We start from the raw sequence: 17,675 nt of genomic DNA, 5'->3' as shown, positions 1-17,675 counted from the left end.
GCCGCGGCGGGCAGGCGTAGGCCTCAGTTTTTCGCGATCTTGCGCGGCTTGCCGAAGTCGTCGATCGCCACGTAGGTCAGGCTGGCCTCGGTCACCTTGATGTAGCGGCCCTGGGCCCGGAAGCGCTCGGCATAGACCTCGACCTGCACCGTGATGGAGGTGGTGCCTATGCGGGTGAGGCTGGAGAAAAACGACAGGATGTCGCCCACACGCACCGGCTGCTTGAAGATGAACTGGTTGACTGCCACCGTGGCCAGCCGGCCGTCGACGTGGCGTGCCGGCACGACCGAGCCGGCCAGGTCGACCTGCGCCATGACCCAGCCGCCGAAGATGTCGCCGTTGGCATTGCAGTCGGCGGGCATGGGGATGACCTTGAGCACCAGCTCCTTGTCGGTGGGCAACTGGACGTTCAGGGCGTCTTCCGCGTGAATGTCCGTATGGGTGCTTGATTCGATAGACATAGGCACAATCTGAAAAGTCAAAATTATTACAACAACCCTCACGATTGTCCCTCATGCGCTCCCGAGCTTCCGCCGCCGATTCTTCCCTTGCCCTGCCCGTGGCCCCGACGGCGCCCGGCGGCGGCACGGCGCCTGCGCCGCGGCGCTCCGACTGGGATACCCTCAAACGCCTTTTCCCCTACCTGTGGGACTACAAGTGGCGGGTGATGGCGGCGCTGGGCTTCATGGTGGGCGCCAAGCTGGCCAATGTGGGTGTGCCGCTGCTGCTGAAAAACCTGGTCGACGCCATGAACTTCAAGCCCGGCAACGTGCAGGCCGTGCTGGTGGTGCCGGTGGCGCTGCTGCTGGCCTACGGCCTGCTGCGCCTGTCGACCACGCTGTTCACCGAGTTGCGCGAGCTGGTGTTCGCCAAGGCCACCGAAGGCGCGGCGCGGCGGATTTCGCTGGAGGTGTTCCGTCATCTGCACGCGCTCAGCCTGCGCTTTCACCTGGAGCGGCAGACCGGCGGCATGACGCGAGACATCGAGCGCGGCACGCGCGGCGTGCATTCGCTGATTTCCTATTCGCTCTACAGCATCATCCCGACCCTGATCGAGGTGACGCTGGTGCTGAGCCTGCTGGCCGTCAAGTTTGATGCCTGGTTCGCCGTCATCACGGGCATTGCGCTGGTGTTCTACATCTTCTTCACCGTGACGGTGACCGAGTGGCGCACGCAGTTCCGCAAGACCATGAACGAGCTGGACTCGTCGGCCCACAGCCGAGCCATTGATTCGCTGCTCAATTATGAAACCGTCAAGTACTTCAACAATGAAGAGTTCGAGGCCGCCCGCTACGACGAAAACCTGGCGCGCTACCGGCGCGCCGCGATCAAGAGCCAGAACACGCTGAGCCTGCTCAACGCCGGGCAGCAACTGATCATCGCCATCGGGCTGGTCGCGATGCTGTGGCGCGCCACGCAGGGGGTGGTCGACGGCCGCATGACGCTGGGCGACCTGGTGATGGTCAATGCCTTCATGATCCAGCTCTATATCCCGCTGGGTTTCCTGGGCGTGATCTATCGCGAGATCAAGCAAAGCCTGACCGACCTCGACAAGATGTTCGTGCTGATGGAAAAGGAGCGTGAAATCGCCGACCTGCCGGGCGCCCTGCCCATCGCCATCGAGGGTTCGCCGGCAGTGCGGTTTGAAAACGTGAATTTCGCCTACGACCCGGCGCGCCCCATCCTGCACAACGTGAGCTTTGAAATCCCGCCGGGCAAGACCGTCGCGGTGGTGGGTTCCTCAGGCGCCGGCAAGTCCACGCTGGCGCGGCTGCTTTACCGCTTTTACGACGTGCAGCAGGGCCGCATCACGATTGCCGGCCAGGACATCAAGCAGGTCACCCAGTCCAGCGTGCGCCAGGCCATAGGGATCGTGCCGCAGGACACGGTGCTGTTCAACGACACGGTCGAATACAACATTGCCTACGGCAAGCCGGGTGCCACCCACGAGGAGGTGGAGGAGGCGGCGCGCGCGGCGCGCATCCACGGCTTCATCGCTTCCACGCCGCTGGGCTACCAGACCATGGTGGGGGAGCGCGGGCTCAAGCTCTCAGGCGGCGAGAAGCAGCGCGTGGCCATCGCCCGCACCTTGCTGAAGAATCCGCCGGTGGTGATCTTTGACGAAGCCACTTCGGCCCTCGATTCCGCGAATGAGCGGGCCATCCAGACCGAATTGCGCGCCGCCGCACAAAACAAGACCACGCTGGTGATCGCGCACCGGCTGTCCACCGTGGTCGATGCGCACGAGATTCTGGTGATGGATGGCGGGCGTATCGTTGAGCGCGGCACGCATACGCAATTGCTCGAAGCCGAGGGCGCTTACGCGCGCATGTGGGCGCTGCAGCAGAGCTCACCCGAGGCCTAGGGCTGCGGCCTGGGCGGTTTGTATTTCTGCGGACAATTCGGGTCACTATTTGCGCAAATGCGGCGCCATCGCCCGGCCATGGGATTCCCCGTAGGCCGAAATGCCTCACAGGCTCGCATAATCGGAAGACCCGGCGGCCAATGTTGACCGCTTGGTTTGCCTTTTGGAGCCTGCATGAGCTTTCACGCCAGTGACTTTGTACGTCCCCGCCGCGCCCGGCCGGCGCACGCCGTGACGGCCCGCCCGGGCGCGTCCAACCGGGGTCGCTAGACCTATGGAAACCAAATGGCTGGAAGATTTCGTCAGTCTGGCTGAAACACGCAGTTTCAGCCGCTCTGCCCAACTGCGGCACGTCACCCAGCCGGCGTTTTCGCGGCGCATCCAGGCGCTGGAGGCCTGGGCCGGCACCGACCTGGTTGATCGAAGCTCCTACCCCACGCGCCTGACGCCGGCCGGCGAAACCCTGTACAGCCAGTCGCTGGAAATGCTCCAGGGCCTGCAATCCACCCGTGCGATGCTGCGCGGCCATACTTCGGCGGGGCAGGACGTCATCGAGTTCGCCGTGCCGCACACGCTGGCCTTTACCTTTTTCCCGGCCTGGGTCAGCAGCCTGCGCGAGAAGTTCGGACCCATCAAAAGCCGGCTGATCGCGCTGAACGTGCATGACGCGGTGCTGCGCCTCGTCGAAGGCAGCTGCGACCTGCTGATCGCCTACTACCACGACTCCCAGCCGTTCCAGCTGGACCCTGACCGCTATGAAATGGTGTCGCTGGGCCAGGAGGTGCTGGCGCCTTTTGTCCGGGCCACGGCTTCGGGCGATCCCGAGTACAGCCTGCCGGGACGTGCCGGCCAGCCCCTGCCTTACCTGGGGTATGCGCCCGGCGCCTATCTGGGCCGCATGGTGGACATGCTGCTCAAGCAGTCCACGACGGCCATCCACCTGGACCGCGTCTATGAAACCGACATGGCCGAAGGCCTCAAGGCCATGGCGCTTGAAGGCCACGGCATCGCGTTTTTACCGCTCAGCGCCGTCAAAAAAGAGCTGCGGGCCAAAAAGCTCGTAAGCGCCGGCGGCAACCTGGAAATGACCATGGACGTGCGGGTATACCGCGAGCGGCCCACGTCCAAGGAGTCGGCCAAAAGCCATGCCCAGGCGCTGTGGAGCTACCTGCAGGCGCAAACCAGCAGCCGTGAAAAAGCGGTCGCACGCGGCGGCCCCACCCCGGGCGCGAGACTGGGATAGATACGCACACTAGTAGTAACCCTAAGTGGTTATAAGAAAAATGCATGGAAGATCGTTGAAACAGCATTGGTGTTTTCAGACCCGCAAATCTACAGTTCGTGACGTCCAAAATTTGATGCTTGCCCGTGCCCCCAGATTCATCCTCCACCCCGCTTGCCGAGCCAGCTCCCACGCCTGCGGCGGCCACACGCACCGAGCACGACTTCCTCGGTGAAAAGCAGATCCCCGTAAGCGCCTACTGGGGCGTGCACACGGCGCGCGCGGTCGAAAACTTCCCGATCTCCGGCACCCGTATTTCGGCGATGCCCGATCTGATCCGCGCACTGGGCTTTGTGAAAAAAGCCGCCGCGCGTACCAACCAGCAGCTGGGGGCGTTGGACGCCAGACGGGCGGACGCGATCATGAGCGCCTGCGAAAAGCTGATTGCCGGCCAATACCATGACCAGTTCGTGGTCGACGTGATCCAGGGCGGCGCCGGCACTTCCACCAACATGAATGCCAACGAGGTCATCGCCAACCTGGCGCTGGAAACGCTGGGCATGGAAAAAGGCCGCTACGACGCCCTGCATCCCAACGACCACGTCAACGCCTCGCAAAGCACCAACGACGTCTACCCCACGGCCGTGCGCATCGCCCTGTGGTTCGCCATCGAGCGCCTGCTGGCCTCCATGGCCGTGCTGCGCGGCGGCTTCGAGGCCAAGGCGCATGAGTTCCGCGACGTGCTGAAAATCGGCCGCACGCAGCTGCAGGATGCCGTGCCCATGACGCTGGGCCAGGAGTTCCTCACCTACGCGGTCATGATCGGCGAAGACGAGGCCCGCCTGCGGGAAGCGCGCGCACTGATCCAGGAAATCAACCTGGGCGCCACCGCCATAGGCACCGGCATCAATGCGCCGGCCGGCTATGCCGACATCGTTTGCCGCCATCTCGCCGAGGAATGCGGCGTGCCGGTCGAAAAAGCCGCCAATCTGATCGAAGCCACGCAGGACACCGGAGCCTTCGTGCAACTCTCCGGCGTTCTCAAGCGCGTGGCCACCAAGCTCAGCAAGATCTGCAACGACCTGCGCCTGCTCTCCAGCGGCCCGCAAGCCGGATTCGGCGACATCCGGCTGCCGGCGCGCCAGGCGGGCTCGTCCATCATGCCCGGCAAGGTCAACCCTGTGATACCCGAAGTCATGAACCAGGTCGCCTTTGAAGTGATAGGCAACGACATGACGGTGACCATGGCCTCTGAAGCGGGCCAGCTGCAACTCAATGCCTTTGAGCCCATCATGGGATGGAGCCTTTTCAAGAGCATTGAACACTTGAGCCAGGCTTGCCTCACACTGCAGGCTAACTGCGTGGCAGGCATCGAAGCCAACCGCGAACTACTGGCCAAACGCGTGCGCGAATCGGTCACCCTGGTCACCGCGCTCAATCCCATCATCGGCTACGAAAAGGCCGCGCTCATCGCCAAGACAGCCATCGCCACCGGTGCACCGATCGCCGAGATCGCCGAGTCGCTGGGCATCATGACGCAGGCCGAAGTCGAGGCCTTGCTGGTGCCCGACAAGCTCACGCAACCCCTTCCGCTGGTCGCCTGAGCGGGCGCTGGCACAAAGACTGCTTACATCTGCCGTATAGTTCCGGACTTCTTTATGCGTGCACCACTTTGAAAACCCGGCAATCGCGGCCTCGCGCTGGTTTGCTGCCACGCACACTTGCACAACCTGTTTCCCCCTGAGAGGCCGGGTAAACCTAGGCCAGTCCCGGGTACCATCTCTCTAGAATAGTTCGCTAACCGTTTCATTCATTACAGGAGATTCCATGAAACTCAAGCTTGTCGCTCTGTCCGTCGCCCTGCTCGCCACCGGCGCCGCATTTGCCGACACCCTTTCCAAAGTCAAGGCCTCCGGCGTTGTCACCATGGGCGTTCGTGATTCTTCCGGCGCGCTGTCCTACACCCTGGGTGACGGCAAATACACCGGCTACCATGTCGAGATCTGCCAGCGCATCCTGGCCAGCCTCGAAAAAGCCGCGGAACGCAAGCTGGAAGTCAAATACCAGCCCGTGACCTCGCAGAACCGAATTCCCCTCGTGCAGAACGGCACGGTCGACATCGAGTGCGGCTCCACCACCAACAACGCGACCCGCCAGAAAGATGTGGCTTTCGTCGTGACCACCTTCGTCGAGGAAGTCCGCATCGCCGTGAAGGCCAACTCCGGCATCACCTCGGTGGCCCAGCTCAGCGGCAAAACCGTAGCAACCACCACCGGCACCACCTCAGTGCAGACGCTGCGCAAGAACAAGCGCGCCACCGGCGTCGAGTTCAAGGAAATCTTCGGCAAGGACCACTCCGACAGCTTCCTGCTGCTCGAGTCGGGCCGTGCTGACGCCTTCGTGATGGACGGCTCCATCCTGGCCGGCAACATCGCCACCGCCAAGAAGCCTTCCGACTTCAAGATCGTCGGTGAAGTGTTGAGCGTCGAACCCATCGCCATCATGATCCGCAAGGACGACCCACTGCTCAAGCGCCTGGCTGACGACACGGTCAAGAGCATGATCAAGTCGGGCGAGCTGAACAAGCTGTGGACCAAATGGTTCCTGTCGCCGATCCCTCCGAAGAACACCAAGGTCGGCCTGGCCCTGAGCGCCAGCACCAAGGCCGCCTGGGACAACCCGAACGACAAGCCCATGGAAGAATACGCCCAGAAGTAATTCTGGCCAGGTAAGGAACAACCCCGCCGGTCGCCTTGCACTGGCGGGGTTTCCCGTTTACCGTCGCAGGGAAAACAAGACAACAACCACAACAACCATTTGCTGGAGCCGTGATGACTTGGGATTGGCAGGTATTTTTGAATGATGACGGTAGCGGTCGAACCTACCTGCAGTGGATGTTTGACGCCTGGGGCTGGACGCTGTCCGTCGCGGGGGCCTCCTGGGTAATCGCCATGCTGTGTGGCGCGATCATCGGCACGCTGCGCACCTTGCCCAATAGCCCCTGGCTTGTGCGTTTCGCCAATGCCTGGGTCGAGCTGTTCCGCAACGTTCCCCTGCTGGTCCAGATTTTCATCTGGTACTTCGTGGTTCCCAAGGTTTTCCCCGCGATGAAGGAGCTGCCCAGCTTCATCCTGGTGGTGTTCGCCCTGGGCTTTTTCACTTCGGCGCGTATTGCCGAGCAGGTCAGGGCCGGCGTCCAGGCGCTGCCGCGCGGCCAGCGCTATGCCGGCATGGCCATGGGGTTCACGACCCTGCAGACCTACCGCTACGTGATCCTGCCCATGGCTTTTCGCATCATCATTCCGCCGCTCACCAGCGAATCGATGAATCTCTTGAAAAACTCCTCCGTGGCTTTCGCGGTATCCATCGCCGAACTCACCATGTTCGCCATGCAGGCGCAAGAAGAAACTTCGCGCGGCATCGAAATCTACCTGGCGGTGACGGCGCTGTACGCTGTTTCGGCCTTCGCGGTCAACCGGGTCATGGCCTTTGTCGAGAAGCGGGTGCAAATCCCCGGCTTCGTCGTTGCCGGCTCAACGGGCGGAGGTCACTGACATGCTTGGACTCGACATGAGCTTCCTGAACTGGGACATGATTTCCCAGTTCGTGATCAAGGGCTTCATCTTCAGCATCGAGCTGACCGTCATCGCCACCATAGGCGGCATCATCTTCGGCACCGTGCTGGCCCTGATGCGCCTTTCAGGAAAATCCTTCCTGACCATTCCCGCGACCTTTTACGTCAACGGCATGCGCTCGATTCCGCTGGTCATGGTGATCCTGTGGTTCTTCCTGCTGGTCCCGGCATCGTTTTACAGCCTGATTCCCGGCGGCAGCAATTACCGCGCCGAAATTTCAGCCATCATCACCTTCGTCGCCTTCGAAGCCGCATATTTCAGCGAAATCATGCGCGCAGGTATCCAGTCCATCTCGCGCGGCCAGGTCAATGCCGGGCGAGCCCTGGGCATGACTTACGCGCAGAACATGAAGCTGATCATCCTGCCGCAGGCGTTTCGCAATATGGTGCCCATCCTGCTCACGCAGACCATCATCCTGTTCCAGGACACCTCGCTGGTCTATGCGATCGGCGCCTACGACCTGCTCAAGGGTTTCAGCACCGCCGGCAAGATTTACGGCCGCCCTGAAGAGGCCTACCTGTTGGCTGCTGTGGTTTATTTCGTGATCTGCTTCGGGCTGTCCTTCATGGTCAAACGCCTGAACAGCAGAATCGCCATCATTCGCTGAGAACGCCGCGTCAAGCAGGCAATCCTCATAGAGCACACTGGAGAAGAAGATGATTGAGTTGAAAGAAGTTTCCAAATGGTACGGCGACGTGCAGGTTCTCAACAATTGCACCACCAGCATCAAGAAGGGTGAAGTGGTCGTGGTTTGCGGGCCTTCCGGCTCGGGCAAATCCACCCTCATCAAGACCATCAACGCACTGGAGCCTTTCCAGAAGGGCCAGATTTTCGTCGACGGCAAGGCCGTGCACGACCCCAAGACCGACCTGCCCAAGCTGCGCAGCCGCGTCGGCATGGTGTTCCAGAATTTTGAGCTGTTTCCTCACCTGAGCGTGACCGAAAACCTGACGCTGGCGCAGGTCAAGGTGCTGGGCCGCAAGGCCGACGAGGCTAAAAAACACGGCCTCAAGTACCTGGACCGTGTGGGCCTGATGGCGCACAAGGACAAATTCCCCGGCCAGCTGTCGGGCGGCCAGCAGCAGCGCGTGGCGATTGCCCGGGCGCTGAGCATGGACCCCATCGCCATGCTGTTTGACGAACCCACTTCCGCGCTCGACCCTGAAATGGTCGGCGAGGTGTTGGATTGCATGATGGGCCTGGCTGTTGAAGGTATGACCATGATGGTGGTGACCCATGAAATGGGTTTTGCCCGCAAGGTCGGCAGCCGCGTGATTTTCATGGACGTGGGCGGCAAGATCCTGGAAGACTGCACCAAGGACGAGTTCTTCAACCATCCGGAAAACCGCAAGCCGCGCACCAAGGATTTTCTTAACAAAATCCTGTCGCACTGAAAGATCATTGCAACTGCGACCAAAGAAGAAAAACCAAAAAGCCCCGCACCGCGGGGCTTTTTTATGGGTGCGCGGTCTGGAATCCGATGCGGCCGTCGCAGGTGGATTTCCCTGAGGTGTTACGCTTGCTGAAGCCTGTCCGGACAGGGCAAAGCGGCCCTGCAGCGCCGGCGGTGCGACAATTCGGGCATGACTTCAGCCACCAGCACCTCCGCTTCGACCCGGACCTCCCTGACCCTCACCCGCCCTGACGACTGGCACCTGCACGTACGCGACGGCGAAGCCCTGCATACCGTTGTGCCGCACACGGCAGCGCAGTTCGGCCGCGCCATCATCATGCCCAACCTGCGCCCGCCGGTGACCACCGCAGCCCAGGCCGCAGCCTACCGCGACCGCATCCAGGCTGCGGTGCCGGCTGGCGTGAAGTTCGAGCCGCTGATGACGCTCTACCTCACGGACAACCTGCCACCCGAGGAGATTGCCCGGGCCAAAGACACCGGCGTCGTCGCCGCCAAGCTTTACCCAGCAGGCGCCACCACCAACAGCGATGCCGGCGTGACCGACTTGCGCAAAACCTACAAGACGCTGGAGGCGATGCAAAAAGCCGGCCTGCTGCTGCTGGTGCACGGTGAAGTCACTTCATCTGACATCGACCTGTTCGACCGTGAGGCCGTGTTCATCGATACCCAGCTGATCCCGCTGCGCCGGGACTTCCCCGAGCTCAAGATTGTTTTCGAACACATCACCACTCGCGAGGCCGCCCACTACGTGCGCGACGCCGGCAAGTTCACGGGCGCGACCGTCACGGCGCATCACCTGCTGTACAACCGCAACGCGATTTTCACCGGCGGCATCCGCCCGCACTACTACTGCCTGCCTGTGCTCAAGCGCGAAACCCATCGCCTGGCGCTGGTTGAGGCGGCTACCAGCGGCAACAACCGGTTTTTCCTCGGCACCGACAGCGCGCCGCACCCGGCGCACCTGAAAGAACACGCTACCGGTTGCGCGGGCTGCTACACCGCCCATGCCGCGATGGAACTTTATGCAGAGGCCTTCGACGCGGCCGGCGCGCTGGACAAGCTCGAGGCTTTCGCCAGCTTTAACGGCGCCGACTTCTACGGCCTGCCGCGCAACACCGGCACCATCACGCTCAAGAAGGAGAGCTGGCACCCCCCCGAGAGCTATGCTTTCGGCGAGGCCGAACTCAAGCCCCTGCGCTCGGGCGAAAGCCTGCCCTGGAAGCTGGATACCGGGAGCTGAACCATGGACCACAAGCCGCGCGTTGCCCTGCTCATAGACGCCGACAACTCGCCGGCGTCCAAAATCGACCTGATCCTCAATGAGCTGTCGACCTTCGGCGAAACCAACATCCGGCGCGCCTACGGCAACTGGAAAAAGAACGAACTCAAAGGCTGGGAAGAGGTGCTGCACGAGCACGCCATACGGCCCATGCAGCAGTTCGACTACACCAAGGGCAAGAACGCCAGCGACATGGCCATGGTGATTGACGCGCTGGAGCTGCTTTACACCGACCGGCCCGATGCTTTCGGCATCGTCTCTTCGGATGCCGATTTCACGCCACTGGTCATGCACCTGCGCGCCAAGGGTGCGGCCGTCTACGGCTTCGGCGCGCAAAAAACGCCCGAGCCCTTCGTCAACGCCTGCTCCCGCTTCCTGTTCCTCGACAAGCTGCGCCCCATTGCGGCCGACGCCGCCGCGGGCAGTGCCCATGGCGACCACAAGGACGACGGGGAGGCCGTCTCCGCCGCGCCCCTGCGGGCCACATCCGCGCAGCTGCGCCAGGACGCCAAGCTCGTCATGCTGCTGCGCAACGCGGTGCAGGCCGCGGCCGACGACGAGGGCTGGGCGCGCGTGGGGGCGGTCGGCACGCAGATCGCCAACCAGGCCTCCTTCGACCACCGCAACTACGGTTATGCCACGCTGACCAAGCTGCTGGTGGCCACCCAGCTCTTCGACATCGCCGACGAAGGCAAGTCCACGGTCATGGTGCGCGACAGAAAGCAAGCCAAACCGGCGAAGGCCTGAGCACCATGGCAAACCCGCCGCCGCTGCCCCCCATCGACTGGGAACGCCCCTGGCTGCAGGCCTGGCGCGAACCCGGCCAGCGCGCGGCCTGCGCGGTCACGGCGGGTGTTGCATTGCACCAGGCGCTCAATGCCGTCCAGTCTGCGCCGGTTTGCTTCGCGCCCCAATGCACGCTGCCATCCGGCGAGGCCTATGAGAGCTTTATCGCCAGAACCCGGCTGTGCCCGACGCGCGAGGGCGCACACGATTTTTTCAACGGTCTTTGCTGGATGCGCTTCCCCGAGACCAAGCGAAAACTCAACCAGCTGCAGGCCGCCGAGATCGACGCCGTGGGCATAACGCCCGTGCGCGGCCCGGTGCGCGACGCCCTCACGGTGTTCGACGAAAACGCCGCCTTCCTGTCGGCACCGCAGCCCTTGTGGGACGCACTGCTCGCCCGCGACTGGAGCAATCTTTTCATCACCCACAGGGCGCTGTGGCAGCAGGCCCGGCTCGTGCTGTTCGGCCACGCCCTGCTCGAAAAACTGCTGAGCCCCCGCAAAGCCATCACGGCCCACGTCTACCTGGCGCAGCCGCCCCTGGGCACCATCGCGGAGCTGGACGCCTGGGTGGCGGCCGACCTCAGCGCGGCCAGGCTGGCTGCCAAGCCTTTTGCGCCCTTGCCGGTGCTGGGCGTGCCCGGCTGGTGGCCCGAGAACGAGAACTTTTCCTTTTATGATGACTCCCTTGTATTCCGCAAGGCTGTCATAAATAACAGATAAAAATCAGCGACTTGGGCGCGGGCACCGCTTGAACCGGGCCCGCAGGCCCTCATATCCTGCGCAAGGCGGGCTTTTTTACCGACCCCACGGAGAACCCATGAAACGTATTTTCCTGTTTGTCCTGACCAATATTGCCGTCGTGGCGGTGCTGGGCATTGTTGCCAGCCTGCTGGGCGTCAACCGCTACCTCACGGCCAACGGCCTGAACCTGACGGCGCTGCTCGGCTTCGCGTTGGTCATGGGCTTTGGCGGCGCCATCATCTCGCTGCTGATCAGCAAACCGGTCGCCAAGTGGAGCGCTGGCGTTCGCCTTATCAACGAGCCGCAGAACGCCGACGAAGCCTGGATCGTCGAGACCGTGCGCAAGCTGGCCGAGAAGGCCCAGATCGGCATGCCCGAAGTCGGCATTTTTGAGGGTGAGCCCAACGCCTTTGCCACCGGCGCCTTCAAGAACTCCTCGCTGGTGGCTGTCTCCACCGGCCTGCTGCAGGGCATGACCAAGGAAGAAATCGAAGCCGTGCTGGGCCACGAGATCGCCCACGTCGCCAACGGCGACATGGTCACCATGACCCTGATCCAGGGCGTGATGAACACCTTTGTGGTCTTCCTCTCGCGCGTGATCGGCTACGCCGTCGACAGCTTTTTGCGCCGCGGCAGCGACAACAACTCCGGCCCCGGCATCGGCTACTACGTCAGCACCATCGTGCTGGACATCGTGCTGGGCTTTGCCGCAGCCATCGTCGTGGCCTGGTTCTCGCGCCAGCGCGAGTTCCGCGCCGATGCCGGCGCCGCGCAGCTGATGGGCCGGCGCCAGCCCATGATGAACGCCCTGGCCCGGCTGGGCGGCATGCAACCCGGCGAGTTGCCAAAAGCCGTGGCGGCCATGGGCATCACCGGCAGCATCGGCAAGTTGTTTGCCACGCACCCGCCGATTGAAGAGCGCATTGCAGCATTGCAAAACAGCCAGGCTTAAGGATCAAAAGGCGCCCCGCACAGGGCGCTTTTTTTTGCACCTCACCTCACGGGAGTACGGACATGAAAAACTGGATCAAGCAGAACCGCAGTTTTCTGGTGTTGCTGTTGTTGTTCGGGTTGTTCCGCACTGCGATCGCGGACTGGAACCCCATCCCCTCGGGTTCCATGCGGCCCAACCTGCTCGAGGGCGATGTGGTCTTCGTCAACCGGCTGGCCTACAACGTCAAAATCCCGCTGACCGACACGGTGCTGGCACGCACCGCCGACCCGCAGCGCGGCGACGTCGTCACCTTTTCATCGCCATTGGACGGCGTGCGCCTGATCAAGCGCCTGGTCGCCGTGCCGGGTGACGTTGTGGAAATGCGCGCCAAGGTGCTCATCATCAACGGGCAGGCGGCGCGCTACGAGGCGCTGGATACCGTGCTGGAGCCGGCCGGCCCGGTGGGCGTGCTGGTGGCTACGCACATGAAGGAAACCACGGCCCAGGGGCAGCATGAAATCCAGTGGCTGACCGGGGTGAAAGCCAAGGACGACTGGGGCCCGATGACGATTCCTCCAGACCAGTTTCTGATGCTGGGCGACAACCGGGATAACAGCGCCGATTCGCGCTACATCGGGCTGGTGCCGCGCCAGTTGCTCATCGGCCGGGCCGAGCGCATCCTGGTGTCGGCCGACATTCTTGAGAAGTGGCAGCCCCGCTTCGAGCGCTTCGGTCGCTCGCTTTATTGACGCTGCCGCGCGTTTACTGAGGCTGGGCCGTGCTGGCCCGAGGCGATCGCTCCACCGCCTGTGCGACGTCAGCCGGATTCATGCCGTACATCTCGGCAAACTGCTCCACGCTTTTACCGCTGGCCTCAAAGGCCCGCATCAGCGCTTCACGTTTGGCGGTCTGCACCGCGATCTCGGCAAAAGCTTCATCGAGCAGCGCATTGGCGGCCTCGTCCTGGGTGCGGGTGCGTTCGGCGTACTCTTCGCGGCTCAGGCCCGAGGCCTCGATGGCGGCGACCAGGCGGGCGCGGACATTGGGACGCAAATCCTCCTTGGAGCGCGCCTGGCGGCGCCGGAACACCTCCATGATGGCGTGGTGCACATGCTCGGGCGCCACCGGCTCCACGGGCTCACCCTGCAGGTTGTGGCGCGGAAGGCCGGCCGCCACGCATTCGAGGTAGCGGGTGGAGCGCGCGTGCAGACCCAGCGCGACCTTCAGTTCCTCGCGCTTGAAGGTGTCCGGGTTTTCGGCCAGCAGGTCCTGGAAGGCGCCCAGCTTGAGCGGCAGAAACTGCGCGCCGAACATTTTCGGATAGAGCTCGAACAGCTTTTCCAGCACCGGATGGACTTCGCGCGTGCGTTGCTGCGGCGGCGGGGCGGTGGACCGGGAGCGCTGCTGCTGGCTGCGGGGGCGCTTGGCGCGCGGGGTGGGTGTGGTGGTGTCGGTCATGGGGGTGGGGTGAAAAGGTGGAATGCCGCATGTTCAGGCCGCTAGCGCGGCCTGAACATGCGAAAGAGGTTGTCGGGGGTGACGGCAAAATAATCGGCTGGCCCGCCGCCGCGAAGAATGGGCTGGGCGGCCGCCGTGTCGTAAATGCCGTCCTTGAGCAGATGCTTTGCAATGTACACCCCGACGACTTCGCCCAGCACCAGCCACGTGGGCACTGGCACGCCGTCGGCGCCCTGCAGCTGCAGGATTTGCGTCAGCTTGCACTCGAAGGACACCGGGCTTTCCAGCACGCGCGGCGCGGCGATGCGCTGCGAGGCTGTGGGCGTGAGGCCGGCCAGCTCGAACTCATTGACTTCGGGCGGCACCATCGCGCAGGACTGGTTCATGGCCTCGGCCAGCGGCCGGGTCGCCAGGTTCCAGCCGAACTCGCCGGTTTCGCGGATGTTGCGCAGGCTGTCCTTGGCGCCAATGCTGGCGAAGCCAATGATGGGCGGCGTGTAGTTGAAGGCGTTGAAAAAACTGTAGGGCGCCAGGTTGAGCTGGCCCTTCGCGTCCCGCGAGGAAATCCAGCCTATGGGCCGCGGTCCCACCATGGCGTTAAAGGGGTCGTGCGGCAGGCCGTGGCCTTTGGCGGGCTCGTAGTAGTGGAAGTCGTCAGCGGACATCATGCAGCTACCCGTTCTCGCTCGACATCCCGAAGAACGTTGCGCGCCAGCGCCTCGGCGACCTTGATGCCGTCCACGCCGGCCGAGAGAATGCCACCCGCGTAACTCGCGCCTTCGCCGGCCGGGTAGAGGCCGCGCACATTGACGCTTTGCAGGTCCTCGCCGCGGCTGATCTTGATGGGCGAGGAGGTGCGTGTCTCCACGCCGGTCAGCACCGCGTCATGGGTGTCAAAGCCCTTGATCTTTTTGCCGAACATCGGAAAAGCCTCGCGCATGGCCGCAATGGCGTAGGCGGGCAGTGCCGACGACAGGTCGCCCAGGGTCACGCCCGGCTTGTACGACGGCGTGATGCTGCCCAGCGCGGTCGAGGGGCGGCCGGCGATGAAGTCTCCAACCAGCTGCCCCGGGGCGCGGTAGTCGCCGCCGCCCAGCACAAAGGCATGGGACTCGAGCTGGCGCTGCAGCGCGATGCCGGCCAACGCATCGCCTGCTTCGAAGCCGGGGTAGTCACGCGGGTCTATGCCGACCACGATGCCGGCGTTGGCGTTGCGTTCGTTGCGCGAGTACTGGCTCATGCCGTTGGTCACCACGCGGCCGGGCTCGGAGGTCGCGGCCACCACCGTGCCGCCCGGGCACATGCAAAAGCTGTAGACCGAGCGGCCGTTGCTCGCATGGTGCACCAGCTTGTATTCGGCCGCGCCCAGCGAAGGATGGCCGGCATGGCGGCCCCAGCGCGCGCGGTCGATGATGCCCTGCGGGTGTTCCACCCGAAAGCCGATGGAAAAAGGCTTGGCCTCGATGTGCACGCCGCGCTGGTACAGCATGGCGAAGGTGTCGCGCGAGCTGTGGCCCAGCGCCATCACCACCTGGTCGGCGCGCATCTCGTGGCTTTGGCCCGTGGCCTGGTCCAGCACCGTGAGGCCGCGCAACTGCCTGCCTTCCGGGCCGCTTTCGATGAGCACGTCGGTGACACGCTGCTCAAAGCGGATCTCGCCGCCCAGCGCGACGATTTGCGCACGCATGTTCTCGACCACCTTCACCAGCTTGAAAGTGCCTATGTGCGGATGCGCCTCGAACAGGATGTCGGCCGGTGCGCCGGCTTTCACGAATTCGTTCATCACCTTGCGGCCCAGGTGGCGTGGGTCCTTGATCTGGCTGTAAAGCTTGCCGTCGGAAAACGTGCCGGCGCCGCCCTCGCCGAACTGCACGTTGGACTCCGGGTTGAGCACGTTCTTGCGCCACAGCCCCCAGGTGTCGCGGGTGCGTTGGCGCACCGTCTTGCCGCGCTCCAGCACGATGGGCTTGAAACCCATTTGCGCCAGCAGCAGCGCCGCGAACATGCCGCAGGGGCCGAAACCGACGACGACGGGGCGCAGCGGCAGGCCGGCGGGCGCCTGGCCCACCGTGCGGTAGGCCATGTCGGGTGTGAGCAGGATGTGCGGGTTGCCGGAAAACTTCGCCAGCAGCGCGTTTTCCTGGGCTGCGTCGGCCAGCGTGACGTCGACGATGTAGACCTTGAGCAGGTCCGCTTTTCGGGCGTCGAAGCTGCGCTTGTGGATGTGGACGTTCTGCAGGGCGGCCGCGGCGACGCCCAGGGTCCGGGCTACGAGGGTGGGCAGGGCGTCTTCCGCATGGTCCAGCGGAAGTTTGAGTTCGGTCAGGCGAATCATGAAAAGGGGCTCGTGTTGATCAAGCAGCCCGCATTTTAAAGGGCCCAGGCTCCCGCCGCCTGCTGGCGGATAATAGGCCCGTGAAGCACGCCAGACCGCCGCTGGTGCAATCTGGGAAACCAGGCACTGGAGGAACGTCCGGACTGCACAGGACAGCGTAGGAGGTAACACCTCTCCACCGCGAGGTGAGGATCAGAGCAACAGAGACGAGTCGGCCTTGGGGTAACCCCGGGCCGGGTGAAACGGGCAATCTCTACGCGCAGCAATACCAAGTAGGCCAACGTTGATGTGGTTCCGCAGAGTTGGCGGGTAGGTAGCATTGAGCCGCGGGGGCGACCCCCGGCCCAGATTAATGGCGGTCACACGGGCAACCGAAAGGGAGCCCGCGCACAGAATCCGGCTTATCGGCGGGCTTCACACTAATCCAGGTATCCGACGCCAGGTCACCAGGCGGCGTGTATCGGCAGCAATAAAAAAGCCCCGTTCAGCAATGAACGGGGCTTTTCTTTTTTGGGGCCTCGTGTCGGCCCTGCCTGCGCTGCCTTATTTGGCAGGAGAGGCGGCGGCAGCTGGCGCCGAAGCGACGCCTGCGGTTGCGGCCGCGGCGGGCGGTGCGCCGAAGTACTTGGTGTAAATCTTGTCGTAGGTGCCGTCGGTCTTGATGTCGGCCAGGCCCTTGTTCAGCTTGTCCAGCAACTCGGCGTTGCCCTTCTTCACGGCCAGGCCGTACTGCTCGGCGGCGAAGCTCGCGTCGCTGATGGTCTTGAACTTGGCATCGCTGTTGTTGTTGACGTAGTGCACCACCACGCCGTTGTCGGCCACTACGGCGTCCACGCCGCCGGCTTCGAGTTCTTTCAGTGCCAGGGGTGTCGATTCAAAGCGCTTGATGTTGGCGCTCTCCTTGCCTTGCAGCTTGGACACCACTTCATCGCCCGTCGTGCCGTTCTGCACGCCGACCTTGAGTTTCTTCAGGTCGTTGAACTTGGCGATCTTCGAATCCTTTTTCACGGCGATCAGCTGCTGCGCGTCGAAGTAGGGCGTCGAGAAATCCATGGTCTGCTTGCGCTCGGCCGTGATGGTGATGGATGACACCAGCAGGTCGCGGTCGCCTTGGGCCAGGGTGTTGAAGATGCCTTCCCACGGCGTATTCACGAATTTCACCTCGATGCCGGCCTTTTTGGCGACAGCCTGCACGACCTCGATGTCAAAACCGACGATCTCGCCTTTTTCATTCTGCGATTCAAAAGGGGCGTAGGCGGCGTCGGTGCCCACCAGGTAGACCTTTGCGGCTGGTGCGGGGGCGGAGGCGGCAGCTGCCGGTGCGCTGGCAGCGGGCGCCGGTGGCTCGGTCTTGCTGCAGGCGGCCAGGACGATGCCGGCGATCAGGGTGCCGGCGGTTTGCAGGAAACGTCGCGTTGTGATGGAGTTGGAAGACATGAAGTCCCTTGGAAATGGTTGAAATGATGGTGATGCCCTCAAACCATGCTGTCAGGCATGGCCCGGC

Annotated in this window: 17 protein-coding genes and 1 other RNA gene; 13 read left to right on the top strand and 5 right to left on the bottom strand. The window is 63.3% G+C overall.

From position 1 onward, the window contains the following. Nucleotides 1–23: 23 nt before the first annotated feature. Nucleotides 24–461, bottom strand: a complete 438-nt coding sequence (locus AC1DXS_RS12505; protein WP_477737808.1) for an acyl-CoA thioesterase — start codon at nucleotides 459–461, stop codon at nucleotides 24–26. Nucleotides 462–514: 53 nt separating this feature from the next. Between AC1DXS_RS12505 and AC1DXS_RS12500 the strand changes: the two genes are divergently transcribed. From AC1DXS_RS12500 to lepB, 12 genes are all read left to right on the top strand, one after another. Next, nucleotides 515–2,365 carry an ABCB family ABC transporter ATP-binding protein/permease gene (locus AC1DXS_RS12500; protein ID WP_477737807.1) on the top strand — a complete coding sequence of 617 codons (1,851 nt, stop codon included), beginning with the start codon at nucleotides 515–517 and terminating at the stop codon, nucleotides 2,363–2,365. A 274-nt stretch (nucleotides 2,366–2,639) separates the two neighbouring features. Continuing rightward, nucleotides 2,640–3,608, top strand: a complete 969-nt coding sequence (locus tag AC1DXS_RS12495) for a LysR substrate-binding domain-containing protein (protein ID WP_477737806.1) — start codon at nucleotides 2,640–2,642, stop codon at nucleotides 3,606–3,608. A gap of 125 nt (nucleotides 3,609–3,733) precedes the next feature. After that, a complete protein-coding gene (locus AC1DXS_RS12490; protein ID WP_477737805.1) occupies nucleotides 3,734–5,191 on the top strand; it encodes an aspartate ammonia-lyase in 1,458 nt (485 codons plus the stop codon). A gap of 223 nt (nucleotides 5,192–5,414) precedes the next feature. Next, nucleotides 5,415–6,305, top strand: coding sequence for a transporter substrate-binding domain-containing protein (locus AC1DXS_RS12485; RefSeq protein ID WP_477737804.1), 891 nt, complete (start codon nucleotides 5,415–5,417; stop codon nucleotides 6,303–6,305). A gap of 113 nt (nucleotides 6,306–6,418) precedes the next feature. Further along, on the top strand, nucleotides 6,419–7,141 hold the full coding sequence (locus tag AC1DXS_RS12480; protein WP_477737803.1) for an amino acid ABC transporter permease: 723 nt from the start codon (nucleotides 6,419–6,421) through the stop codon (nucleotides 7,139–7,141). Nucleotide 7,142: 1 nt separating this feature from the next. Then, on the top strand, nucleotides 7,143–7,829 hold the full coding sequence (locus AC1DXS_RS12475) for an amino acid ABC transporter permease (RefSeq protein WP_477737802.1): 687 nt from the start codon (nucleotides 7,143–7,145) through the stop codon (nucleotides 7,827–7,829). 49 nt (nucleotides 7,830–7,878) lie between these two features. Continuing rightward, on the top strand, nucleotides 7,879–8,616 hold the full coding sequence (locus AC1DXS_RS12470) for an amino acid ABC transporter ATP-binding protein (protein WP_477737801.1): 738 nt from the start codon (nucleotides 7,879–7,881) through the stop codon (nucleotides 8,614–8,616). Between the two features lie 189 nt (nucleotides 8,617–8,805). Further along, entirely contained in the window at nucleotides 8,806–9,876 is a 1,071-nt protein-coding gene (gene pyrC / locus AC1DXS_RS12465; RefSeq protein WP_477737800.1) for a dihydroorotase, read from the top strand. A 3-nt stretch (nucleotides 9,877–9,879) separates the two neighbouring features. Beyond that, on the top strand, nucleotides 9,880–10,662 hold the full coding sequence (locus AC1DXS_RS12460; RefSeq protein WP_477712464.1) for an NYN domain-containing protein: 783 nt from the start codon (nucleotides 9,880–9,882) through the stop codon (nucleotides 10,660–10,662). Between the two features lie 5 nt (nucleotides 10,663–10,667). Beyond that, the gene (locus AC1DXS_RS12455) at nucleotides 10,668–11,423 is read left to right on the top strand and encodes a DUF3025 domain-containing protein (RefSeq protein WP_477737799.1); all 756 of its coding nucleotides are present in this window, start codon (nucleotides 10,668–10,670) and stop codon (nucleotides 11,421–11,423) included. Between the two features lie 97 nt (nucleotides 11,424–11,520). After that, the gene (gene htpX / locus AC1DXS_RS12450; protein WP_074576146.1) at nucleotides 11,521–12,396 is read left to right on the top strand and encodes a protease HtpX; all 876 of its coding nucleotides are present in this window, start codon (nucleotides 11,521–11,523) and stop codon (nucleotides 12,394–12,396) included. Nucleotides 12,397–12,458: 62 nt separating this feature from the next. Beyond that, on the top strand, nucleotides 12,459–13,127 hold the full coding sequence (lepB, locus tag AC1DXS_RS12445) for a signal peptidase I (RefSeq protein WP_477737798.1): 669 nt from the start codon (nucleotides 12,459–12,461) through the stop codon (nucleotides 13,125–13,127). Nucleotides 13,128–13,140: 13 nt separating this feature from the next. Here the strand turns inward: lepB and AC1DXS_RS12440 are convergent, their stop codons facing one another. From AC1DXS_RS12440 to AC1DXS_RS12430, 3 genes are read right to left on the bottom strand one after another with little or no spacing between them, the layout of a single operon-like run. Then, the gene (locus AC1DXS_RS12440; RefSeq protein WP_477737797.1) at nucleotides 13,141–13,836 is read right to left on the bottom strand and encodes a ProQ/FINO family protein; all 696 of its coding nucleotides are present in this window, start codon (nucleotides 13,834–13,836) and stop codon (nucleotides 13,141–13,143) included. Between the two features lie 41 nt (nucleotides 13,837–13,877). Further along, a complete protein-coding gene (locus AC1DXS_RS12435) occupies nucleotides 13,878–14,504 on the bottom strand; it encodes a flavin reductase family protein (RefSeq protein WP_477737796.1) in 627 nt (208 codons plus the stop codon). Beyond that, complete coding sequence (locus tag AC1DXS_RS12430) at nucleotides 14,501–16,171, bottom strand: NAD(P)/FAD-dependent oxidoreductase (RefSeq protein WP_477737795.1); 1,671 nt, start codon at nucleotides 16,169–16,171, stop codon at nucleotides 14,501–14,503. Before AC1DXS_RS12430 ends, AC1DXS_RS12435 begins: the two co-directional genes overlap by 4 nt. A gap of 82 nt (nucleotides 16,172–16,253) precedes the next feature. Between AC1DXS_RS12430 and rnpB the strand changes: the two genes are divergently transcribed. Beyond that, an RNA gene (gene rnpB, locus AC1DXS_RS12425) (RNase P RNA component class A) lies at nucleotides 16,254–16,591 on the top strand. Between the two features lie 123 nt (nucleotides 16,592–16,714). On the opposite strand, the gene AC1DXS_RS12420 is transcribed toward rnpB, so the two are convergent. After that, nucleotides 16,715–17,608, bottom strand: a complete 894-nt coding sequence (locus AC1DXS_RS12420; protein ID WP_477737794.1) for a basic amino acid ABC transporter substrate-binding protein — start codon at nucleotides 17,606–17,608, stop codon at nucleotides 16,715–16,717. Nucleotides 17,609–17,675: the final 67 nt, after the last annotated feature.

This window comes from Polaromonas sp. P3_B1, from assembly GCF_056402935.1.
This window is presented reverse-complemented; position numbering and strand designations above follow the sequence as displayed.